The sequence below is a fragment of the Okibacterium fritillariae genome, assembly GCF_052783725.1.
Map to the genome: position 1 here is coordinate 3,042,503 of NZ_CP199917.1, position 20,394 is coordinate 3,062,896.

The window sequence follows — 20,394 nt, forward strand, 5'->3', positions numbered from 1 at the left end:
AAAACACTTGCTTAACCGGATGGCATGTGAAATGGTTTCCAACATGGAAAGTCACTACGAAGGCTCTCGCTACCCCGCCGACGACCGCAATCGGGATGCGCGCGAAGCGCTGGGCGCGCTCCAGTCAGACCGCTCAGCCCTGGCGGATCGGGTCGCGACACCGGGCTGGTACTACCCGCTCCTCGCCCTCGCGACCGCTGCCATCGTCGGCTCGCCCATCGGCACCGGGACGATCTGGCAATCCCTGCTGGTCACGTTCGCCTCGCTCGGCATCGTCTTTCTCGCGCTGGCCTATCAAAAGAAGACGGGCGTGACGATCACCCACACGGCCGGACCGCGCAGCCTCACCGTCGCCATCGTCATGGGTGTCGTCATCGTGCTGCTGCTCGGGGTGTCGTTCGCCCTCGCCGCCACCGGGAACGGCGTGTGGATCATTGCGAGCGCCCTCGCAGCATTCCTGGTGATGTGGCTGGGCGGCCGCGCCTATGACCGTGCCTTCGATCGGGAGCTGCGGCGTGGCCGATGATGCCCGCTTCTCGGAAGCGATCCACGCGCCGAACCGCCTGCGCATCTGCGGCCTCTTGCGCCCCGTCGACAGCGCCGAGTTCTCGGTTCTGAAAGACACGCTCGGGCTGTCGGAGGCAAACCTCTCGAAGACGGTCCGCAGCCTGGTCGAACTCGGCTTCGTGACGGTGAAGAAGTCGACCTCCTCGAGCCGCACCGACAAGCGCCTCACCACCACGCTCAGCCTGACGCCGCTCGGGCAATACACGTTCGACGCCCACATCGTGGCGCTGCAGCGGCTGGCCGCCGAGGCGCTGGGCGACCAGTAGGCGTCTGAAAGATGGCACCGGTGCGGCCTCCGCGGCACATCGGTCAGCAGACAGCGGTCGGCAGCCGCCGCGGCGCAACAGTCAGCAGTCGGCAGTCAGCAGGCGGCGGTCGGCGGTTGGCGGGTGGCCTGGCGCGAGAAGGCGCACCTCACGCGTCCGCGTCGCTTGAGGACACGCGCGGGCCCGGACGGTTGCGGCGGCCGAGGGCCTGGGCCGCGACGTTGGGGTGGTAGCCGAGGTCGCGGATGGCTTCGAGAACCCTGATCCGAGTGTCGTTCGCGACATAGGCGTCGTGGTTGATGACTCTCGACACGGTTTGACGGGAGACGCCTGCGCGGTCGGCGACATCCGCGATCGTGGGGGCTCGGTGTTCCGTCATCGATCGACGCCCGGGGTGGCGGTGCGGGTCGTGGTGCGGGTGGCGAGGACGCGAGCGAAGATCAGGACGAGCAGGCCCGCGACGGGGACGAGGATGAGGCCGAAACGCAGCGAAGATGCGTCGGCGATGGCGCCCACGAGGGGCGGCGAGAGCAGGAAACCGAGGCGGAGGAGCCATCCGACGATCGTGAGGCCCGCGCCGGGTTTGAAGCCGGGCAGCTCGTCGGCGGCCTGCATGGCGCCCGGGATGAGCGTTGCGACGCCGAAGCCGGCCAACCCGAAGCCGACGATGGTTCCGGGGATGCTCGGGAACGCGAGCGCGGCCCCCATTCCCACCAGCGCGAGCGCGCCGCCGAGGCGGGCGATCGCGCGCTGGCCGAAACGGTCCACCATGCGGTCGCCGAGCAGGCGGCCGACGAACTGCATGCCCTGCAGCGAGATGAAGCCGAGGCCCGCGACGAACGCGGAGGCGCCCAGGCTGTCGGAGAGGTAGATGGCGGACCAGGAGCTGCCGGCATCCTCGACGATGGCGCCGCCGGCCGCGATGACGACGAGCGCGAGCAGGGTGGCGTAGCGCCAGGCGGTGCCGCCGGGCTTCGCGGTTGCGGACGGGGATGCGGCCGGGGACGGGGATGCGGTCGACGCGGGGAGCGGCTCGGCGAGCGACCCGGCGAGCGGCTCGGCCACGGTGGGCGCGGCATCCGGAGTCGGCTCAGGCCCTGCCAACAGCCAGCGGTAGGACGCGACCGCGGCGACGCTGAAGAGGACCGCCGAGATCGTGAGGTGCAGGAGCAGCGGCACGCCGAGAGCCGCCGCGGCCGCACCCATCACGCCGCCGATGACCGCGCCGATCGACCAGATGGCGTGGAAGGAGTTGATGATCGACCGCTTGTAGAGCCGCTGCACGCGCAGGCCGTGTGAGTTCTGCGCGACGTCGGTGATCGCGTCCATCGCGCCCGCCAGGAAGAGCGCGAGGGCGAGGACGATCCAGCCGGGGGCAACTCCCACGAGCAGGAGCCCGATCGCGGTGATGACCGTCGCCGCGATGGCGACCCGTGACGAGCGGAAGCGGCGGATGAGCATGCCAGCCGTCAGCCCGAGCAGGAGCGCGCCCAGCGGGTAGGCCGCGACGGCCGCGCCGAATGCGGTGTTCGTGAGGCCGAGGTCATCCTTGATCTCGGGATAGCGCGGGAGGAGGTTCGAGATCAGCGCGCCGTTCGTGAAGAACAGGATGCCGACGGCGATGCGGGCGCGACGGGCCTCTCGGTGATCGAGCGAAGAGGAGCCGGGGGCGGCGGAGGAAGACAGGGGAAGCTCCAATCGAGATGAGCACCGTGAACGTTCACGGCGTAGGCGACGCTAGCAGTACACTCGAGTCCATGGCAAGAGAACGCGGCGCGAGCACGATCCTCGACGTCGCGGCGCGAGCCGGCGTCTCACGCCAGACCGTGACGCGGGCCCTCAACGACATGGTCGACGTCAGCGCCGCGACGAAGGCTCGCGTATTGGCCGCGGCAAACGAGCTCAACTACCGCCCGAACCGGAGCGCCCAGAGCATGGTGCAGGGGCGCACGACCACGATTGGGCTGGTACTCGAAGACCTGAGCAACCCATATTTCGCCGAGCTCGCCTCGGCACTCACGCGCGTCGCGGCCGAGCGCGGCTGGAGTGTGCTGCTCTGCGATATCGGCACCGATCGCGAGAAGGGTCGCGCGCAGCTCGCCTCGATCGCCTCGCGTGTCGATGCGCTCGCATTGACCGGATGCCGCTCCGACACCTTCTCCCTCCTGCCCGCCGCGGTGCTGCGCGAGGGCGGCCTGGGCCTGCCACTCATCATGCTCGACGGCCCCGCTCATCCCCGGCTCGACGCCCGCGTCGTGCTCGACGGCGCCTCGGGCGTGACCGCCGCGCTCGACCACCTCGTCGCGTCCGGCCGACGTCGCATCGCGTTCATCGACTCCGACGACGCGGGCTCGCGGGAACGACGCGACGTGTATGAAACGTATGTCGGCGAACACGGGCTCGATTGGCCGGGCCGCCCCCTGATCTCGGCCGACGAGTCCCTCGACGGCGGCATGACGGCCACCGAACGCCTCCTGCGCGAGGCCCCCGACACCGACGCGATCCTCGTCTACAACGACGTCATGGCCATGGGGGTGCTGAAAACCCTCAGCCGGCTCGACGTCCCCGTGCCGAGCAAGGTGGCCGTCGTCGGCATCGACGGCCTCGACATCGGCCGCCTCAGCAGCCCCGAACTCACGACGCTGGCCATCGACAAGACCGCCTTCGCCGAGGCAGCCGTCGGCCTGCTCGAACAGGTCCTCGACCGAACGGGCCCGCCCGGGATGCTCGAGGCCCTGGTCGGTCTGCACCTTCTCGTGCGCGAATCCGCCTGAAACGCTACTCGGGCGCGGACAACCGGGCGCGCTTGATGGCCTCGGCCCGGGTGTCGCGCGTCAGGATCATGACATCCCCGGGGAAGCTGACGATCATGCAGCCCAGAGCGCCGTTCACAGGATTGCCGTCGGCGTCGGCCAGGTAGCCCTGCCAGTAGTCGCGGCCGAATCGTTCGCAGATCACGTTGCCGACGTCGCCCGGTTGCACGATATAGCGGAGGGCGCCGTCGGGCAGCTCCGTGGCGTCGCCCGTGGCGAATTCGGTCGGGCCCGAGTCGACGAATTGGTTGGTGGGCACCGGGGAGGGCGTCGGCGTTGCGGTCGGCGTCGCGGATGATGCATCCGTCGTCGTCGAGGTCGGTGCCGGTGAGTCGCCCCGCTCGGGGCTGAGCAGCGTGCAGCCCGCCAGCACAGTGACGAGCGCCGCGGCGACGATCACGTTGCGGGTGACCACGCGAAGGTGACGAGGATGTATCGAGCGCATCGTCAGTCCGGTCGCTTGCAGGTGCTGTCGATGCGCTGCTGCTCCTGGTCGCTCAGCGCAGCCGAGGTCGTGTCGGGGAACCATCCCTGGTTCGGCCACTGGCTCACGAAGTCCTCGCGGCTGGGCGCCTTGGCGTTCGTGATTCCGTTGGCCTCGTAGCAGGGCACGAGGTATTCGGTCAGGTAGCTGTAGAGATAGTCGAGCTGGGCGGTCGTCATCGGCGCGACCGGTTTCGTGGGGTAGCCCGCCCAGCAGGTGAACGAGGCGACCTCTTCGGCCTCGGTCGAGGTGCTCGTGCCCACACTGACGGGTCCGCCACCGCCGACCGTCGAGCCGAGGTCCACGGGCAGGCCCGCGGCGGTGAGGCATCCGAGAAGGGCCGTCGAGTCGTTCGGGTCGCGGTATTCCTGGAACGGGTCGGCGGGGCGCACGGCGTCGGGATAGGTGGCCGTGACGGCATCCCACTGACGGTCCTGTTCTTCGAGGCGCAGCTTCTCGAGCTCGTCGGGGCCGGGCGTGGCCGGGGCGGGCGACGGGCCCAGATCGGTCATGGGGAACGCGCTTGCCGAGGGGCCAGCCGGCTGCGCGTCGCGATCAGGTCTTGGGCCCGACAGCCAGCCCGAGACCGAGGCCGCGACGACGAGGGCGACCACCACGACGACCGCGACGGCGCCGACGATCCAGAGGGCCCGCCGCCGAGGGGCCGGCCGGGCGTCGGCGCGACTCTCTCCCAGCGCGGCAGCCGCGATCGCCTCGGGGTCGTCGAAGGAGCGGACCCGATCGACGGCCTCCTGCGGCTCGAGGCCCGCCAGCTCTTCGGTGATGCCGGCTCGGATCGCCGAGGCGACATCGCGTGGCACGGGCCGCAGCGCTCGGTCGAGGCGTTTCAGGTAGGCCTGCGCCTCGGGGGGAACGGTGGTCATGCGTCGTCTCCTGCCACGATGTCTTGCACGGAACGGGTGAACGGCTCCCACTGGCGGCGGAATTCGCTCAGCTCGGCCTCCCCGGCGGGGGTGAGTTTGTAGTACTTGCGCACGGGCCCCGACCCGCTTTCGCCGGCGTAGGACGTGATCAGGCCGCGATCTTTCAGGCGCCCGAGCACGGGGTAGAGGGTGCCGATGCTCGCGATCATGCCGCGCTCGACCAGCTCCTCGGACAGCCGCCAGCCATACATCGGCTCGCGCGACAGGATGCCGAGCGCGCAGTATTCCACGACGCCCTTCCGGATCTGCGCCCCCACATCAGCTGTCATGTTTTGCATGTTAGCGTGCAATGCATAGTAGTGACAAGCGGGCACGCAAAAAGGGCGCCGCCGATCGGCAGCACCCCTTCTGACGTGGCGTTGGATGTGGCTCGACTACGGCCGGATGAGCACCTTGAGTGCCTCGCGGTCATCCATGAGGCGGTAGGCCTCGGCGATATCGTCGAGCGGCAGTTCGCGGTCGAAGACGCGGCCCGGGTCGATGGTGCCGTCGAGCACCTGCGGGATGGCGGCCTCGAGGTAGGCGCGCACGGTGGCGGGCCCGCCGGTGAGCGTGACGTTCTTGCCGAAGAGCGAGCCGAAGCCCACTGGGGCGTCCTCATACTGCGGAACGCCGACGCGGCTGATCGTGCCGCCGGGGCGGATGATTCCGTAGGCCTGCTCATAGGCGGGCATGTGGCCAACGGCCTCGAGAACGACGTGCGAGCCTTCGCCGCCAGTGATCTCCCTCACCTTCGCGACACCCTCTTCTCCGCGCTCGGCAACCACGTGGGTGGCGCCGAACTCGCGACCGAGGTCGGTGCGCGCGGTGTGGCGGCCCATCAGGATGATCGTCTCGGCACCGAGCTGCTTCGACGCGAGCACGGCCGAGAGCCCGACGGCGCCGTCTCCGACCACCGTGACGGTCTTGCCCGGGCCGACCTCGCCGCGGATGGCGGCGTGATAGCCGGTGAGGTAGACATCCGACAGGGTGAGGAGCGAGGGCATGAACGACTCGTCCGTGCCCGCGGGGATCTTCACGGCCGTGCCATCCGCCTGCGGCACCAGCAGCTTCTCGGCCTGCGTCGCCGAGGACGCTCCGTCGAAGAAACCGCCGTGAACGCAGGACGTCGTGACACCGTCCTGGCAAAAAGCGCACGTGCCGTCAGACCAGGCGAAGGGGACGATCACGGTGTCGCCGATGGCGAGGGTCGAGACATCCGTGCCGATCTGCTCGATGACGCCGATGGCCTCGTGGCCCATGCGTCGCCCCTCGGGCGTGTCCCCGAGGTCGTGATAGGGGTGGAGGTCGGAACCGCAGACGCACGCATGGGTGACGCGGATGATTGCATCCGTCGCTTCGCGCAGTTCAGGCTCGGGCACCTCGACGACGCGGACGTCGCCGGATTTGTACATCAATGTGGCTCGCATGAGCTTTCCTTTCGAAGTGTGTGGTCAGTGAGACGAGGTGCCGGTGAAGTCGTCGTCGGTGATGTGCTCGAGCCACCTCGTGGTGGCGGACGGGTCGTCGCCGTTCTCGAGCATGGCGATGTGCTCCATGAACACGCCCGGCGCCGCGGCGTGGAAATGCTCCTCACCCGGCGGTGTGTAGATCGTCTGGCCCGGGTGCACGTCGATGATCTGGCCATCGCGCGTGCCGAAGCGGCCGACACCCGCGGTGACCCGCAGGTACTGACCCTTCTCGTGGGAGTGCCACGCGGTGCGGGCGCCGGGTGCAAACCGCACGGTGGCGACGACCAGGTGTTGCCCGTCTTCGTGCGGCAGCGCGATCGGGTCGAGCCACACGTCGCCCGCGAACTGCTCAGGCGGGTTCTTCGTGGTGGGGGTGGCGGGTTCGATGTTCATGTCGCGTCCTGTCGGGTTCTGTGTGCCGAGGTGATCCTCGTTAACTGAACCGCGTCAGGCGCCGGTAAGGAAGGTCGCGTCTTGCCCGGTACTCGCAGAACCCCCTTCGGATCGCGTCACCCGGCAGTTGATCAGGGGCGCAGGATGCGGCGCACCGCCTCCACGACGAGTGCATCGTCGGGTCGCGTCACGTCGAGAGCGCGGTGGATGGTGAGCCCCTCGATCAGGGCGTCGAGCAAGCGTGCGGTCGACGGGTCGAAGTGCCGTTCGAGGGCGGCCCGGCTGCGAGCCATCCAGGTCTGTGTGATCGTGCGATATTCGGGCCGACGGGCCGCGAGCGTGTAGAGCTCGTGCGTGAGGACGAGGTCGCGGTCGGTGCCGAAGGTGTCGTGCAGGATGATGTCGACCACGGCGCGCTCGGCTTCCTCCTCGGATGTCGCACTGTCGAGGCGGCTCGCGAATTGTGTCGCGACCTGATCGGCGAAGAGCGTGAATGCCTCGCGGAGGAGCTCGTCCATCCCGGCGAAGTGGTAGGTCATGGACCCGAGTGGGACATCGGCCGCCGCGGCCACGCGCCGGTGGGTCGTGCCGTCGACCCCGACATCGGCGATCACGTCGAGGCAGGCTTCGATCACACGCTCACGTCGATGCGGATCAATGCGGCGCGGCGCCCGTGCCTGCATCACCGCGGCTCGTCGATGTCGCGGATCACGCGGGCGGGGTTGCCGACCGCGACGACGCCGGCCGGGATGTCGCGCGTGACGACCGAGCCGGCGCCGATCACGCTGTCCGAGCCGATGGTCACGCCCGGGCACACGATGACGCCGCCGCCGAGCCACACGTTGTCGCCGATCGTGATGGGCTGGGCGCCCTCGATCTTGTCGCGGCGGGGCTGCGCGGCGACGGGATGCGTCGGCGTGAGCAGTTGCACGTTCGGGCCGATCTGGCAGTCCTCGCCGATGGTGATGGTGGCGACGTCGAGGGCCGTGAGGTTGTAGTTGACGAACGTGCGCGCGCCGATGTGGATGTGCTCGCCGTAGTCCACGAAGAGGGGCGGCTTCACGACGGCGTCCGGGCCGAGCGACCCCAGAAGCTCGACGAGCAGGGGTCGGGCGGCCGCCTCATCCGCGAGCGTGGCTCGATAGTAGGCGTCGGCCAGGCGATCCGCGCGGCCGGCCCGGCGGGCCATCTCGGGGTCGTCGGCGATGTAGTCGTCACCGGCGAGCATCCGCTCGTAGTTGCTGCGGGAATCTCCGGGGAAGTGGTCGATCGTCATGTGTACAAGTGTACGCTTGGGCCGTGGTCGGCCGGGCCGCGCTGAGGAGAGGACATCCGCCATGACCGATATCGACTGGAACTCGGGCGCCTGGACGACCCCTCCGGCGCGCGTGGAGATCGCCGACGACGGCATGCGCGTGACCGCCGTCGAAGAAAGTGACGCCTGGCGCATCACGTCCTACGGCTTCATCCACGACACCGAGCACGCCCTGCTCGTTCCGTTCGAGCAAAACTCGGCCATGGAGGTCGCGTTCCACCTCGACTTCTCGGCCCAGTTCGACCAGGCGGGCATCTTCGTCAAGGTCGACGACACCACCTGGATCAAGACCGGCGTCGAACGCAGCGACGGCGAAGACAGCCTCGGCGCGGTCGTGACGCGCGGCATGTCCGACTGGTCACTCTCCCCCATCCCCGGCTGGCATGGCCGCCTCGTCACGATTCGCGCCAGCCGATCCGGGGATGCTCTCACCATCCGCGCCCGCGTCGACGACGAGGCATGGCGGCTCGTTCGCGTCGCACCCCTCGACCCCGACGCGGCGGTCACGGCGGGCCCGATGTGCTGCGCGCCATCCCGAGCCGACCTCACGGTTCACTTCACGTCGTGGCGCATCGTCGAGACCGACGAGAGCCTGCACCCCGAGCACTGAGCGGCGCCGGCCGACAGAAGCCCCGCGTCGGAAATTAGCGCGAGGATTCGGCGAGGTCAATCCCTGCCGCGCACGCCGAGAGGTCATCTAACGTCGTTATCAGAACCAGTCACGACGAGGGGGACGAACACCATGCAAAAGCTCTTCTACGCGAGCGGATACGTCATCTTGGGAGACGAGATCTGCACGGCCGTCGTCGAGTACGCCCGAGCCCTGGCCAACGTCGGCAAATCGGATTTGGTCACCGTTCCGGCCCTCTCGGACGAAGCCTTGCGCGGTGAAGCGCGACTTCTTCTCGGCCCGGCGAGCCAACTCTTCTCCTCGCCGGCACTCGACCGGGCCGTCGACCTCGACGATCCGACCGCACTGGAATCGATGCGGGAGAAGACCCGCAACCTCCAGCCTCCCAAACCCCGCGAGGGCGCCGACGACGGGCCGTCCGACTTCGACGCCGACTTCTAGCTCGAGCTGCCCCGCGGCATCCTCGTCGTGATGCCCGCATCAGGCGCTCCGGCCGCGTTCGATCGTTTTCGCGCACCCCGGTGTCTGAGCGTTCCGCGCTGGCACAGCCCGGCGCGAAGCATCCTGAGCGACCTCGGTGCTGTGCCAGACTCGAAGGGTGACGACCGAGGACCCGGCACAGCCGCCCGCAGACGCGGCGGGGGCTGACGCTTCAGACGAACGCATCCCCGACCCGGCCCCGAAGCACAGCCCGTTGTGGGTCGTATTGTCGCGGTGGTTGCTGGCGCTCGAGGCCTGGTTGCGGTCGAAGGGCGGCCCCGGGCTGCGCTACAGCCTGCGCGGGTTCTGGGCGCTCGTGGCGTTCGCCGGCATCGTGTTGCTCGTCGGCCCCGTCATCAACAAACCCCTCACGCTCGACGACATCACCGAGTCGGCCTCCAACGTCACCGACACGTGGATCGCGCGGCAGTTCACCGCCGACTACCGCGTCACCCGCGCCGAGGACGGCCGCATGGACGTGCAGGTCGAAGAGCGCATCACCGCACAATTTCCGGATGCGGCGAGCGACGCGGGTGACGGCGCGGGCGGCGAGCGCGGCATCCAGCGCACCCTCGCGAGCCAGTACCAGGGGCATGCGCTCACACCGGACGGCATCGAAGCCACGATGGATGGCAAGACACTCGACGTAGGCCGCTCGGAGACACCCACCCAGGTGCGCCTGACGCTCGAGGGCGACGACACCCTGCAGGGCACCCACGAATTCGTGTTGCGCTATAACCTGCACGACCTGGCCTTTTCGTCGATCGACCCCGACACGGGCCGCCCGGTCGACCTGCTGAAATGGGATGTCTTCGGCCCGTCCTGGCCGCAGGGACTCTCGGGCCTCGACGTCTCGGTCACGATCCCACGTGACGTGGACGAGCAGCTCATCCGGCAGCCGCGCAGCAGCCTGACCTGGCTCATGGTGGCGGGCGGCGTCTGGCTCGACCCGGAACCGCAGGCCGCGACGGGTTCGGCCGACGACGTCACCTACCGCTTCATCTCGGACGAGAACGTGCCGCCGCACGCGCACGCCGGTTTCGTGATGTCGTTCGAGCCCGGGGCCTTCACGATGCCCCCGCAGACGCCGCTCTACTGGGTGCAGGTCTACGGCCCGATCGCGCCGCTCGCCTTCCTCGCGCTGACCTTCTTGCTCGCCTTCGCGGCGCGCGCCGTCGCCTGGGGTGACGCGCGCGGTCGGCCCTGGTTCGTGGCGCAGCACGAACCGCCGCCCGGCATCAGCCCACATCTGGCGGCCCAGGTGTTGCGCCGTCCGCGTGCGGCCCAGCTCGCGGCGGCACTCAGCGCCGGCCAACGGCGCGGGCTCGATTCGGATGAGCGCACCTCACGCTTTGCCGAGGCGGCCCGCGTCGCCCGGGGCACCGGCACCATCGGCGACCTGCCTCTTGCGCTGCTGCGCTCGGCCGTCGCCACCGAACGCCGCACCCAGCTGACGATGGGACTGCGCCGCATCCCGCGCGGTTTCGTGCGCGACCTCTTCATCGCGGCACCGCTCGCGCTCACGGTCGTGCAGTGGGGGTTGCTGCGTCAGCTGTCCTATCAGGCCACGCTGTCGGTGGTGTGGTGGCCGGTGGCCTTCGTCGTCGTGTCCTCCGTGCTCGCGCTCTTGGTGCTGACCATCGCCCTCTCGGCGCGGCCCCTCACCCGGCGCGGCGCGTTGGTGAAGCAGTATCTGCGCGGCGTGGGCGTGTACTCCGAGCGCACGCAGCTCACCGCGCGCGGCCCCGTCGGCGACCGACTCCTGCCCTATGCCGTGCTGTTCGGCCCGCCGCGCCCGGTCGGCAAGCGTGTCGCCGCGCTCATCGCGGGCAGCATCGGCGAGACGGCCCGCGCCCGCGAATCCCGGGGCGACTTCTCGTCGGCGTCCTCCCTCTCGGCGGGTGCCCGCACCGCGATCCGCGGCCTCTCGCTTCTGCTCGTTGCCGGTTCGATCGTCGCGGTCGCCGTGCTGCCGAACCCCTACCCGGGCCCGGTCGCCTACCGCTCCTACAGCGGCGACGTGACCGGCACCCTCTTCACGAAGGTGCAATCCTTCGACGCCGTCGCCGAACTCACGCGCGCGGATGACGGCGGCGCACGTCTCGCGGTCACCGAGGAGGTCTCGGTGTCATTCGGCGACGAGGGCGCCCGCGTGCCCCAATTCGCCCAGCAGTGGCGCAGCAGCATCGACGGCTACGACCTGGGCCTCGAGGTGTCGAGCGTGACCGTCGATGGCGAGCCCGCGAAATTCTCCGTGACCCCGGATGCCGACACCCTCCTACTCGCCACCGAGCTGTCCCAGGTGCTGACCGGAACTCACGACATCCGCATCAAATACGCCCTCACCTCGCCCGTCGTGCCGGCCGAGGATTCTTCAGGCATCGCCGTCGATCGGATGGCCTGGGGCGCCCTGCTGACCGGATGGGCGAACGACGCGAACTGGGGCGACGACCCCGCTCCCTCTCCGCTGCGACTCGAGCTGCGCGTGCCCGACGAGCTTGCCGCGGAGCAGACGGCCGGTGGCTGGAACACGGCCGGTAGCGAGTCATCCGGCACCTCTGGCCTGCCTGGCGCCCCGGGCGATGCGGTTATCCCCTTCGGTGAGTTCGAGGCGACACCCGGCACGAAGGTCCCCTCTGTCGAGGAATCCTCAGATGCGGAGGGCATCCAGACGCACGTTCTCGAACTGAAACGCAATGGTGAGTCCGGCTACCCCTCCGAGCTCACGGATGACGATGCGGGAGCAACCCTCGACTTCCCGGCCGGCACGTTTGACCGCCCGAATACCGAGCAAGTGCGCACGCCCGAGCAGCAGACGTCCGCCGCCGTGACGCTCGCCGTGTTCGTGCTCGGCGGCCTCGGCTCTGTGCTCGGTCTCGCCGTCGCATTCGCCGGAGCCCGGAGAAGCCCAGGCATGTTCCGCCGCGGCATCCCCCGCGACCTCGCCCGCTGGCTGATGCCCTCCGTCGTCCTGTCGGGCGCCATCCTCTTCGTCTGGCTCAGCGCGCAAATGCCCGGCGACGAGCCCACGTTCCTGCCGCTCGCGCTCATCACGCTCGCCTCGGTGGTGCTGGGGGTGACGGGACTCGTGCTCACCCGAGCATCCCGAAACCGGTGAGCGTTGTGCGCCCGTTCGAGGCGCAGGCCCATTAGGAGAGGTCGCGACGGGCGCGTCGACGCTCGCTCACGATGAAGACGATGAGCAAGACGAGACCCGTAACAGTGATGAGGTAGGTGCTCAGCGAGGCGAGAATGCTGAGCGGGTTTCCCTTCGACGGATGACCGGCGAACATGATCACCGTCGGGTCGGTCGAGGCGTGCAGCAAGATGGGCCAGATCAGGCGGCCCGTCAGGCGCAGCGCCAGATACATGATGAGGCCGAAGAAGAACGTGTAGACCACCTGAGTGGCCGTCGTCGACAATCCTTGGTCGGTGGTGAAGAAGTTGCCGGCGTGCAGAGCGGCAAACACCGCCGAAGACACCAGCGCCACCGCGATCTCGCCGTGGCCGGCCTTGCGCATGAAGTTGACGACGAATCCGCGGGTCAGAAGCTCCTCGGCGAGCCCCACGAAGAGGCCCGTGAACAGCCACGACGCGATCAACGCCGCGCCCGCCGACTGCGTGTCGATCGACAGGAGCGCCGAGACGTTGATGAGGAGGACGACGACGATGCCGATCCACATCCATCGGCGGCCGCGAACCGGCTGCGGCCCGAAGAGCTCGCGCACCCAACCGAGCGAGGCCGCGAAGCCGAGCAGCACAGCCCCGCCGAGGATGATCGGCAGGCCCGTGCCGAGGAACACATCCATGGCGCTGCCCAGCTCACCGCGAACGCTACCGCCCGCCGGGAAGACGGCGTTCACGGCGATCGACAGCAACTGATAGATGCCGTAGTAGACGGCCGCGAGGAGCACCCCGCGCCACCACCCGCCCCGCTCCCAGAAGCGTTTCCACGGCGACCGCGGCTCGGGGGCGATTGTCGGTGTCGTGTCGCTCATGGCGAGCCTCTCCTCTGGCGGACCGGAATGACACCAACGCTAGCGGCTCCTGCGCACCCGAACAGGCAACGTTTCTCACCCCTCGCGGATGTCCCAGCGGAACAGCCGCGCAGCGAGGAGCGTCGCGACGACCGTGGCCGCGGCCATGAGCGCCCACAGCACGTAGACGCTGGTAAAGGGCGTATAGCCCGACAGGTCGGCGCCGGCCGCTTGGATGAACCAGGCGGTGGGGATGGCGTTCAGCACGGGCACCAGCCAGTCGGGAAAGAGCGACGGCGGGAACACGGTGCCCGAGGTGAGCAGCACAACGATCGGGATGAGCCCCGTGAACTGGTTCGCCACCTCGGCGTTGCGCAGCCGCGACGCCAGCAGGTAGCCGAACGAGAACAGCATGACGAGGCCGAGCAGCAGCGTGACGCTGAGACGCAGCGTCTGCAACGGGTCGAGATAGCCGCGCGCGATCGCGATCGCCAGGATGACGACGGCCTCGGCGGCCCCGAGCGCGAAACGGGCGGGGGTCTGCGCCAGCAGGAACGTGAGCCGCTTGAGCGGTGTGGTGCCGAGCAGCCGCAGGGTTCCGCGTTCGCGCAGGGCGACGAGGGGCACGGTCGTTCCCGTGATGGCGATGGCGAGATAGCCGACGACGATGCAGGTGGCCAGGTTCAGGCGCAGATAGTCACCGCCCGGGACATCCGAGCTGCCGGCCAGCACCGCGTTGAGCCACACGATCAGCAACAGGAAGAAGCCGAACATGAACATCATCGACGCCACGATCTTGCCGTTGCGCAGCAGCTCGAGCGCGCTCGCGCGACTGACCTCGACGAAGGGTGATCGGCGCGCCGGGCCGGCGGCACGCGGGCGGACGGTGGGCGGCGTGACGGCGCTCATTCGGCGCTCCCCTCGGTATGAGTGGGCGCGGGGCCGGATGCCACGTTCTCGGCCAGCTCGACGAACAGGTCCTGCAACGAGCTGCGATGCACCGCGAACTCGCGCGCCTGCAGCCCCGGCGTGAAGGTGATGGCGCGCAACAGGCCGTCCGGGTCATCCGTTTTCACGACGACACGGATGCCGCCCGCCACGTTCTCGGTCGACACCGCGTTGGCCCCCTCCATCCGCTCGACCGGGCCGAGGTCGGTGCCCGCCGCCACCACGAAGCGCACCGTGCTCTCGCCCGCGCTCTGCCGCACGAGGTCGGCCGGTGAACCCGACGCGACGATCTCGCCGCGCACCAGGATGGCCACCCGGTCGCACAGGGCCGTGGCTTCCTCCATGTCGTGCGTGGTGAGCAGCACTGTGACACCGCGATCGCGCAGCGCCCGGATGGTCGACCACAGGTGCAGGCGCGCGCTCGGGTCGAGGCCCGCGGCCGGTTCGTCGAGAATGACGAGCTCGGGGTCGCCGATGAGCGCGACGGCCAGCAGCAGCCGGCGCGTCTGACCGCCCGACAGGTGCTTCGCGCGGATGCCCTGGTCGGCGGTCAAACCGACCTCGGCGAGGAGGGGTTTGAGGGGCGCGGGCTGCGCGTGGAACGACGCGAACAGGCGCAGCGTCTCGGCGACCGTGAGGTGGTCGAAGAGGCTGGCGGCCTGCGGTTGCACGGCCACCCGGGCGGTGAAGGCGGCCCGGTCGGCGACGGGATCGAGGCCGAGCACGCGCACCGAACCCGACGTTGCGGCGCTCAGACCCGCGAGGCAGTCGATGGTCGTCGTCTTACCGGCACCATTGGGCCCCAGGATGCCGAACACCTCGCCGCGCGCGATCGACAGGTCCACGCCGCTCACCACCTCGGCGTCACCGAAACTCTTGGTCAGCGCGCGCACGTCGATGGCGGTGTCGTGCCGCGGGTCGTGGCCCGCTCGGTCGTCGTCGATCCCCATGATCCGACGCTACCGACCCGGCGCGCGCGGCACCTCCACCGGCAGGCGGAGCGGCCTCCGCCGAGGGGCATCGAACCGGTGCGGCCCGGCGCCCGCGCCTGCACCGCGCTCGCCTCGGTCATGGCGCTCGTCCCGCTCATTCCGCTCATCCCGCGCACCGCATGGCAGGATCGAGGAAGACCAGAGGGGGATGCATGCGTTCAGAGGATGTCGCGGCCAAGAAGTTCGGCACCACGCGGTGGCGCGAGGGCTACGAGCCGCGCGACGTCGACGAGTTGATGGAGCGCGTGCGCGAGACGCTCGCCGGCTATGAGCGACGTCGGTCGATCAACCCGATCACGTCCGTCGAGGTCGTGGAGGCGCTCTTCGCGCCGACGAAGTTCCGCGAGGGGTACGACCAGGACCATGTCGATGACTTCCTCGACGAGATCGTGGCGGCGCTCCGCGAGCACGAGGCGCGCTGAATGACCGGCGACTCCCCTGCTAGCGCCAGCCCAAGCCCAAGCCCCAGCTCTAGCGCCCGCTGCAACTCCAGCTCCACCGCCAGCCCCGTCCCCCGTCGAGCGGATGTCGCCGGTCTCGAGCTCGTGGGCGGCGCCGAGGCCCTGCGCGTGGGCCTGCACGACTACGACGAGCGGTGGCCCGAGATCTTCGAGCAGCACCGCCAGCGCATCGCGGATGCCCTCGCCCCCGCATCCATCGACATCGAGCACATCGGCTCGACCTCTGTGCCCGGCCTGGCGGCGAAACCGATCGTCGACATCGTCGTTGCCGTCGCCGACATCACGGCCGAGGAGGACTACCTCGACGCCCTGCTGGCGGCCGGCTACGCGCTGCGCGTGCGGGAACCGAGGCATCGGATGGTGCGCACGCCCGAGCGCGACATCCACGTGCACATCTACGAACGCGGCAACGCGGCCATCGACGAATACCTGCTGTTGCGCAACCATCTACGCTCCGACGCCGCCGACCGCGCGCTCTACGAGAGCACGAAACGCGCCCTCATGTCGCGGCAGTGGGACGACATGAACGCCTACGCCGATGCCAAGACCGACGTCATCCTCGAGATCAAGGCGCGGGCGCGGACTAGGCCGGCTTCGAGGTGAAGTAGACGTAGAGGATGGCGGCGATGACGTCGTATCCGTGACTGTTGGGGTGGATGCCATCCGACATGAACTCGGTCGTGGCCGAAGTCGCCCCGAAGTACTTGGGGATGTATTTACCGAGGTCGAAGAAACCGACTTTGGCGTTGGGGTTCGCTTCCAAGAAAGCCGCCACGGCGTCCGTCTGGGCTTTCACATAGTCCGACCACGGCAGCGTCCGCTTCGCCCCGAACTCGTACGGCATGATGATGAGCTTCGTCGCGGCCGGCTTCTTGGCGTGCATGAGCGTCAGGTAATTGATCGTGTGTGTGGTCACATCCGCGGGTGGGACCTGGTTCGCGTAGTCGTTCGTGCCCCACATCGAGGCGATGAGGTCGGGCTCATAGCGCACGAGGCTGTTCGCCCATCCGCTACTTCCCGTGCCCGTGCCGAGCCCTACTGGCGCGCCCGACGCCGCCGAGAACTGCCACGTCATCGAACCCGATTGGCTCGACTCGATTGCCTGGAATCCCGCCTTCTCGTCGCCGTCGTAGATGTCGAATCCCTCGATGAACACGCCTCCCGTCACGGCAGTGACCGTCACGGTCCGCTGTGCGGAGGCGATCGGGTCCATCGTGAATGTGCCCTCGGCGACCGAGCCGGGTGCGACCGGTTTCGGCGCACCGGATCCAATTTGCACGGAGAACGTGGTGCCGGCCGACTGCGCCCGGTAGGCGATGCGGATCGACGTGAACTTCTGCGTGAAAGACATCGATGTGATGACGGTCGGCTCGAGCAGCACCGAACGGCGCCCGAGGCCTTCCTGCGTGCTGCGCTTACCGTTGTAGGTGCTCGCCTGGATGTCGATGACGTTGTTGTTCTTCCCGTAATACGTCAGATAGGTGGCGGTCACGGGCTTCGGCACAGCCCCCGAGAATTGATACCGCGCGGGCACATAGCCGAGGCCACCCAGCGGTTGCTGCTTCGAGCGACGCAACCGGTCGAGCAGCAGGGCGGGGTAACCCTCCTGCGGGTTGGCGGCTCCATACGCCTCGGTGATGGAGTCGCCGTTGAAGACGATGCTCGCCGTCCCCGCGGCCACTTTCTGGAAGAATCCGGCCAGCGGATCGGTGGGCGCATAGGTGAGGCTCGCCGGGATGTAGGGCCGCGTGGCGGCGGCGAAAGCCGGCTGCCCGACACCGCCGGCGAGCAGCAGACCGGCCGCTCCGGCCGCCGCTCCCTGTAGGAGCGATCGTCGTGTGAAGGCCCGGCCCGGCGCCTCGGATGGGTGATTCGTGGACATGTTTTCCCCGCTGTCTGTCGACCCGATGATGGATGCGCGGGATCGACAAGCACCGCCCCCCACGATCATTCGTGGCCCGTCGGCGTCGCTCCACTCCCCCTGCGAAGGCCACCATAGGTCACGATCGCCGCGAGCGGAATAGGGGATTTCGAACGGCCCGCGAGACACGGCCCGCCGGCTCAGCTCGCGACGCGGGCCAAGGTGCGCCCCTCCACGAGTTCGCACGACAGCAGCGATTGGCGCGGATGATCGGCCGGGCTCGACAGCATATCGACGGCCAATCGGCCCATCTCGCGGCGCGGCAGGCGGAAGCCGGTCAGGCCGTCCGGGGCGTCGATCGACCCCGACAGGCTGACGAGGGAGAACACCTCGGGAACCGCCAGACCGCGCTCGTCGAGCGCCGCGACCAGGCGGTGGAGGAAGTCATCCTGCTCGACGAAGACGACCGTCGCGCGCGCGGCCTCGATGGCGCGGATCCACTCGTGCGGGTCGCCTTCGGGCGCCACATGCGTGCCGGCCTGGCCGACGTGCGTGTCGAAACCGGCGGCCCGGTCGACGTAGGACTCGGGGCCCGTTCCGTGACCCAGGTAGACGAAGCGCTCGTGCCCGAGCCCGCGCGCCCGCTCGACAAGCCCGCCCACGGCGTTCTCGTAGTCGGCCGCGACGTAGGGCACGGGGCCACCGACGTCGTTGCGGCGACCGATCGAGACGAACGGAAAACCGCTTCCCATCAAGAACTGCAGCTCCTGCGACGGCATGTTCTGGCCGAGCAGGATGCAGCAATCCGCGAGCCTCAGCCGCGTGACACCGGCACTCAAGCCGAGGTTCGAACCCGTGGCCCGCCCGCTCGTCAGCAGCAGCAGGTCGTGGTCGAGCCGCTGCGCCTCCTCCTCGATGCCCGCCAGGAACGGGTAGAAGAAGTCCTCACGGTCGGCCGGGAACAGCGCCTCGTACGTGTAGACGCCGATCATGCGATTGCCCATCTGCTTCAGGCGTCGCGCGATGGGGTCGGCCACATATCCGGTCTCCTGGATGATGCGCAGCACCCGCGCACGCGTGGCCTCGGGCACCCGCGCCAGATTCTCGTCGCGCTCGTTGAGCACGAAGGACACGACCGTTTGGCTGACACCCGCGAGCTTGGCGATGTCGCGCTGCGTGACCCGGAAGTTCATAACCACCCTCTTCGTCGAGTAATAGGTATTACGTCTTGACGGTACCAGATGGATGCCGCAGGCTCCTCGTAGGCCGCACGCGCCCCCGGACTGAAAGGCTACGACGATGTCAAAGAAGACACCATGCTCGAGCGACACCACCCACGAGAACGCACCCACCCCGACGGGGCAGGGATCGGCACGCCGCAACTTCCTGACCGCCTCGGCGGTGGCCGCGGCGGGAGCCGTCGCCTCGGTCGCGAGCATCGGGTCGCCGGCCAACGCCGCCACCGACACCTCCCTGGCGGGCAAGCCGAAGCCGCCGAAGGGCCCGAAGCCCACCGCCGTGACCGTCACCGAGGGCCCCATCTCGCCCCTCGACCCCGAGTTCGGTTTCGTCGACGTGGCCGGGGCCGACAACACGTCAGCCGTTCAAGCGGCCATCAACAAAGCCATGACGGCACCGGGCGGCGAGGTGTCGCTGCCCGCCGGCCAGATCCACGTGCGCGGCCTGTCGGTCGACTACCGCAACAGCCCCGTGCAGCCGGTGAACGGCCAGCCCTACGGCTACGCGGGCCCCAAGATCATCGGCGCGGGCATGCGTCAGACGAAGATCATCCAGATCGCCGGCGCTACCGAGGACATCTTCACCGTCACGGGGCAGGTGGGCGACAAGGCCGGCCCCGCCAACAACAACAAGGCGACCGGCGTCGTGCTGGCCGACTTCGAGATGACGGGCACCACGGGCGGCGGCCACGGGCTCTACCTGCGCTCGCTCGTGAACTGCGAGTTCCGCAACCTCTGGATCCAGAAAACCGGTAAATCGGGCATCTTCCGCGAGCGCGCGACCTTCGTCTCGGGCGTCAACGACGAGTACTCCTACGCCAACGCGTTCAACAAGATCAAGATCGTGTCGCCCGGCGGCTGGGGCGTGCAGGACTCGGGGCTGGCGTCGATCGGCGGTTCGATGACCAACGTCGAGGCCATCAGCCCGGGGCTCGGCGGATTCCTGCTGGCGCCCACCAACATGACGCTGCTCGACTGCCAGGCCATCGGCGGCACGGTCGGCCTGCAGTCGGTGCGCAACCAGAACCGCAAGTCCGTGAACTCCGGGCTGACCCTGCTGAACTTCCGCTCCGAGGGGTCGCGCAACGGCTACGAGATCAAGATCGACGCGGGCATCAGTCACATGATCGTCAACCCGAACTTCTTCCCCACGTCGGGCGCGCATTGCCTCGGCGTCGGCGTCGACGGGCAGGGCTCGGACTTCTACGTGCGCAACCTCACGGTCGTGGGCGGCTACTTCGGCGTCATCCGCAGCCAGTTCCCCACCGCCAAGGCCATCGTGCTCGGGCCGGATGCGCGGTCCACCCGTTTCATCACGCCCACCATCGAGCTCGGCTCGGGCGTCGACGACGAGGCCTCCCTCATCGTGGACAACGGCTACCGGTCATCCTTCGACCTGCCGGGCTACACGAGCATGGCGGCCGCCGGTTACACCACGCAGAACCGTTTCGCCGGCTCCGTGCCCACGCCCGCGGCCGGTTCGGTCAACGAGGGGTGGGAACAGAACGGCAGCGGATGGCGCAAGGTGGCCGTGTTTCCCGATGGACGTCGCGTGACCATCGCCTCCTGACCC

General features: G+C 68.9%; 22 protein-coding genes and 2 pseudogenes. 10 read left to right on the forward strand and 14 right to left on the reverse strand.

Annotation, left to right across the window (positions count from 1 at the left end):
* Positions 1–43: 43 nt before the first annotated feature.
* Positions 44–526, forward strand: a complete 483-nt coding sequence (locus ACUWEX_RS13945) for a hypothetical protein (RefSeq protein ID WP_445996639.1) — start codon at positions 44–46, stop codon at positions 524–526.
* Complete coding sequence (locus tag ACUWEX_RS13950) at positions 516–833, forward strand: transcriptional regulator (RefSeq protein ID WP_143785508.1); 318 nt, start codon at positions 516–518, stop codon at positions 831–833. The genes ACUWEX_RS13945 and ACUWEX_RS13950 overlap by 11 nt, the downstream gene beginning before the upstream one ends.
* 148 nt (positions 834–981) lie before the next feature.
* Here the strand turns inward: ACUWEX_RS13950 and ACUWEX_RS13955 are convergent, their stop codons facing one another.
* Complete coding sequence (locus ACUWEX_RS13955) at positions 982–1,212, reverse strand: LacI family DNA-binding transcriptional regulator (protein WP_079728762.1); 231 nt, start codon at positions 1,210–1,212, stop codon at positions 982–984.
* Positions 1,209–2,531 carry an MFS transporter gene (locus ACUWEX_RS13960; RefSeq protein ID WP_445996640.1) on the reverse strand — a complete coding sequence of 441 codons (1,323 nt, stop codon included), beginning with the start codon at positions 2,529–2,531 and terminating at the stop codon, positions 1,209–1,211. Before ACUWEX_RS13960 ends, ACUWEX_RS13955 begins: the two co-directional genes overlap by 4 nt.
* A gap of 59 nt (positions 2,532–2,590) precedes the next feature.
* On the opposite strand from ACUWEX_RS13960, the gene ACUWEX_RS13965 reads away from it, so the two are divergent.
* Positions 2,591–3,607 (forward strand): LacI family DNA-binding transcriptional regulator, encoded by a 1,017-nt coding sequence (locus ACUWEX_RS13965; RefSeq protein ID WP_159449548.1) that lies wholly within the window; start codon positions 2,591–2,593, stop codon positions 3,605–3,607.
* Positions 3,608–3,611: 4 nt separating this feature from the next.
* Here ACUWEX_RS13965 and ACUWEX_RS13970 read toward each other — a convergent pair whose 3' ends face one another.
* The 7 genes from ACUWEX_RS13970 to ACUWEX_RS14000 all read right to left on the reverse strand — a co-directional run bounded on the left by ACUWEX_RS13970 (position 3,612) and on the right by ACUWEX_RS14000 (position 8,194).
* The gene (locus tag ACUWEX_RS13970; RefSeq protein ID WP_079728764.1) at positions 3,612–4,061 is read right to left on the reverse strand and encodes a hypothetical protein; all 450 of its coding nucleotides are present in this window, start codon (positions 4,059–4,061) and stop codon (positions 3,612–3,614) included.
* Positions 4,062–4,093: 32 nt separating this feature from the next.
* On the reverse strand, positions 4,094–5,014 hold the full coding sequence (locus ACUWEX_RS13975) for a hypothetical protein (protein ID WP_079728765.1): 921 nt from the start codon (positions 5,012–5,014) through the stop codon (positions 4,094–4,096).
* A complete protein-coding gene (locus ACUWEX_RS13980; protein ID WP_079728766.1) occupies positions 5,011–5,343 on the reverse strand; it encodes a PadR family transcriptional regulator in 333 nt (110 codons plus the stop codon). Before ACUWEX_RS13980 ends, ACUWEX_RS13975 begins: the two co-directional genes overlap by 4 nt.
* Before the next feature lie 105 nt (positions 5,344–5,448).
* Positions 5,449–6,483, reverse strand: coding sequence for a zinc-binding dehydrogenase (locus ACUWEX_RS13985; protein WP_445996641.1), 1,035 nt, complete (start codon positions 6,481–6,483; stop codon positions 5,449–5,451).
* Positions 6,484–6,507: 24 nt separating this feature from the next.
* Positions 6,508–6,918, reverse strand: coding sequence for a (R)-mandelonitrile lyase (locus ACUWEX_RS13990; protein ID WP_079728768.1), 411 nt, complete (start codon positions 6,916–6,918; stop codon positions 6,508–6,510).
* 131 nt (positions 6,919–7,049) lie between these two features.
* Positions 7,050–7,601 (reverse strand): TetR/AcrR family transcriptional regulator, encoded by a 552-nt coding sequence (locus tag ACUWEX_RS13995; RefSeq protein ID WP_445997653.1) that lies wholly within the window; start codon positions 7,599–7,601, stop codon positions 7,050–7,052.
* Positions 7,601–8,194: a sugar O-acetyltransferase gene (locus ACUWEX_RS14000; RefSeq protein ID WP_445996642.1), complete on the reverse strand. Its 594-nt coding sequence runs from the start codon at positions 8,192–8,194 to the stop codon at positions 7,601–7,603. The genes ACUWEX_RS13995 and ACUWEX_RS14000 overlap by 1 nt, the downstream gene beginning before the upstream one ends.
* A 61-nt stretch (positions 8,195–8,255) precedes the next feature.
* Here ACUWEX_RS14000 and ACUWEX_RS14005 point away from each other — a divergent pair, with 61 nt between their 5' ends.
* The 3 genes from ACUWEX_RS14005 to ACUWEX_RS14015 all read left to right on the forward strand — a co-directional run bounded on the left by ACUWEX_RS14005 (position 8,256) and on the right by ACUWEX_RS14015 (position 12,462).
* A complete protein-coding gene (locus ACUWEX_RS14005; RefSeq protein WP_445996643.1) occupies positions 8,256–8,843 on the forward strand; it encodes a DUF1349 domain-containing protein in 588 nt (195 codons plus the stop codon).
* Between the two features lie 132 nt (positions 8,844–8,975).
* A complete protein-coding gene (locus tag ACUWEX_RS14010) occupies positions 8,976–9,305 on the forward strand; it encodes a hypothetical protein (RefSeq protein WP_445996644.1) in 330 nt (109 codons plus the stop codon).
* Positions 9,306–9,462: 157 nt separating this feature from the next.
* Positions 9,463–12,462 (forward strand): DUF2207 domain-containing protein, encoded by a 3,000-nt coding sequence (locus ACUWEX_RS14015; RefSeq protein WP_445996645.1) that lies wholly within the window; start codon positions 9,463–9,465, stop codon positions 12,460–12,462.
* Positions 12,463–12,493: 31 nt separating this feature from the next.
* Here ACUWEX_RS14015 and ACUWEX_RS14020 read toward each other — a convergent pair whose 3' ends face one another.
* The 3 genes from ACUWEX_RS14020 to ACUWEX_RS14030 all read right to left on the reverse strand — a co-directional run bounded on the left by ACUWEX_RS14020 (position 12,494) and on the right by ACUWEX_RS14030 (position 15,219).
* Complete coding sequence (locus ACUWEX_RS14020) at positions 12,494–13,342, reverse strand: CPBP family intramembrane glutamic endopeptidase (RefSeq protein ID WP_079728774.1); 849 nt, start codon at positions 13,340–13,342, stop codon at positions 12,494–12,496.
* A 75-nt stretch (positions 13,343–13,417) separates the two neighbouring features.
* Positions 13,418–14,230: an ABC transporter permease gene (locus ACUWEX_RS14025; RefSeq protein WP_079728775.1), complete on the reverse strand. Its 813-nt coding sequence runs from the start codon at positions 14,228–14,230 to the stop codon at positions 13,418–13,420.
* Positions 14,227–15,219, reverse strand: coding sequence for an ATP-binding cassette domain-containing protein (locus tag ACUWEX_RS14030; protein WP_445996646.1), 993 nt, complete (start codon positions 15,217–15,219; stop codon positions 14,227–14,229). Before ACUWEX_RS14030 ends, ACUWEX_RS14025 begins: the two co-directional genes overlap by 4 nt.
* A 194-nt stretch (positions 15,220–15,413) precedes the next feature.
* On the opposite strand from ACUWEX_RS14030, the pseudogene ACUWEX_RS14035 reads away from it, so the two are divergent.
* The 3 genes and pseudogenes from ACUWEX_RS14035 to ACUWEX_RS14045 form a co-directional block, all read left to right on the forward strand.
* Positions 15,414–15,509 (forward strand): annotated as a pseudogene (locus ACUWEX_RS14035) (DivIVA domain-containing protein); the annotation flags it as partial.
* A pseudogene (locus ACUWEX_RS14040) lies at positions 15,498–15,665 on the forward strand (DivIVA domain-containing protein); the annotation flags it as partial. The pseudogenes ACUWEX_RS14035 and ACUWEX_RS14040, both read left to right, overlap by 12 nt.
* A gap of 18 nt (positions 15,666–15,683) precedes the next feature.
* Entirely contained in the window at positions 15,684–16,325 is a 642-nt protein-coding gene (locus ACUWEX_RS14045; RefSeq protein WP_445996647.1) for a GrpB family protein, read from the forward strand.
* On the opposite strand, the gene ACUWEX_RS14050 is transcribed toward ACUWEX_RS14045, so the two are convergent.
* Both ACUWEX_RS14050 and ACUWEX_RS14055 read right to left on the reverse strand, forming a co-directional pair.
* The gene (locus ACUWEX_RS14050) at positions 16,306–17,604 is read right to left on the reverse strand and encodes an SGNH/GDSL hydrolase family protein (RefSeq protein WP_445996648.1); all 1,299 of its coding nucleotides are present in this window, start codon (positions 17,602–17,604) and stop codon (positions 16,306–16,308) included. The two genes, ACUWEX_RS14045 and ACUWEX_RS14050, sit on opposite strands and share 20 nt — an antisense overlap.
* A 179-nt stretch (positions 17,605–17,783) precedes the next feature.
* Positions 17,784–18,776, reverse strand: coding sequence for a LacI family DNA-binding transcriptional regulator (locus ACUWEX_RS14055; RefSeq protein ID WP_445996649.1), 993 nt, complete (start codon positions 18,774–18,776; stop codon positions 17,784–17,786).
* Positions 18,777–18,882: 106 nt separating this feature from the next.
* On the opposite strand from ACUWEX_RS14055, the gene ACUWEX_RS14060 reads away from it, so the two are divergent.
* Positions 18,883–20,391, forward strand: a complete 1,509-nt coding sequence (locus tag ACUWEX_RS14060; protein WP_445996650.1) for a hypothetical protein — start codon at positions 18,883–18,885, stop codon at positions 20,389–20,391.
* Positions 20,392–20,394: the final 3 nt, after the last annotated feature.

Bases quoted from the DNA above. Each gene is read 5' to 3' on its own strand.
- ACUWEX_RS13945 (WP_445996639.1), top strand. From the start codon at position 44: ATGGAAAGTCACTACGAAGGCTCTCGCTACCCCGCCGACGACCGCAAT.
- ACUWEX_RS13955 (WP_079728762.1), bottom strand. From the start codon at position 1,212: ATGACGGAACACCGAGCCCCCACGATCGCGGATGTCGCCGACCGCGCA.
- ACUWEX_RS13965 (WP_159449548.1), top strand. From the start codon at position 2,591: ATGGCAAGAGAACGCGGCGCGAGCACGATCCTCGACGTCGCGGCGCGA.
- ACUWEX_RS13975 (WP_079728765.1), bottom strand. From the start codon at position 5,014: ATGACCACCGTTCCCCCCGAGGCGCAGGCCTACCTGAAACGCCTCGAC.
- ACUWEX_RS13980 (WP_079728766.1), bottom strand. From the start codon at position 5,343: ATGACAGCTGATGTGGGGGCGCAGATCCGGAAGGGCGTCGTGGAATAC.
- ACUWEX_RS13985 (WP_445996641.1), bottom strand. From the start codon at position 6,483: ATGCGAGCCACATTGATGTACAAATCCGGCGACGTCCGCGTCGTCGAG.
- ACUWEX_RS13990 (WP_079728768.1), bottom strand. From the start codon at position 6,918: ATGAACATCGAACCCGCCACCCCCACCACGAAGAACCCGCCTGAGCAG.
- ACUWEX_RS13995 (WP_445997653.1), bottom strand. From the start codon at position 7,601: ATGCAGGCACGGGCGCCGCGCCGCATTGATCCGCATCGACGTGAGCGT.
- ACUWEX_RS14000 (WP_445996642.1), bottom strand. From the start codon at position 8,194: ATGACGATCGACCACTTCCCCGGAGATTCCCGCAGCAACTACGAGCGG.
- ACUWEX_RS14005 (WP_445996643.1), top strand. From the start codon at position 8,256: ATGACCGATATCGACTGGAACTCGGGCGCCTGGACGACCCCTCCGGCG.
- ACUWEX_RS14010 (WP_445996644.1), top strand. From the start codon at position 8,976: ATGCAAAAGCTCTTCTACGCGAGCGGATACGTCATCTTGGGAGACGAG.
- ACUWEX_RS14020 (WP_079728774.1), bottom strand. From the start codon at position 13,342: ATGAGCGACACGACACCGACAATCGCCCCCGAGCCGCGGTCGCCGTGG.
- ACUWEX_RS14025 (WP_079728775.1), bottom strand. From the start codon at position 14,230: ATGAGCGCCGTCACGCCGCCCACCGTCCGCCCGCGTGCCGCCGGCCCG.
- ACUWEX_RS14030 (WP_445996646.1), bottom strand. From the start codon at position 15,219: ATGGGGATCGACGACGACCGAGCGGGCCACGACCCGCGGCACGACACC.
- ACUWEX_RS14045 (WP_445996647.1), top strand. From the start codon at position 15,684: ATGACCGGCGACTCCCCTGCTAGCGCCAGCCCAAGCCCAAGCCCCAGC.
- ACUWEX_RS14050 (WP_445996648.1), bottom strand. From the start codon at position 17,604: ATGTCCACGAATCACCCATCCGAGGCGCCGGGCCGGGCCTTCACACGA.
- ACUWEX_RS14055 (WP_445996649.1), bottom strand. From the start codon at position 18,776: ATGAACTTCCGGGTCACGCAGCGCGACATCGCCAAGCTCGCGGGTGTC.
- ACUWEX_RS14060 (WP_445996650.1), top strand. From the start codon at position 18,883: ATGTCAAAGAAGACACCATGCTCGAGCGACACCACCCACGAGAACGCA.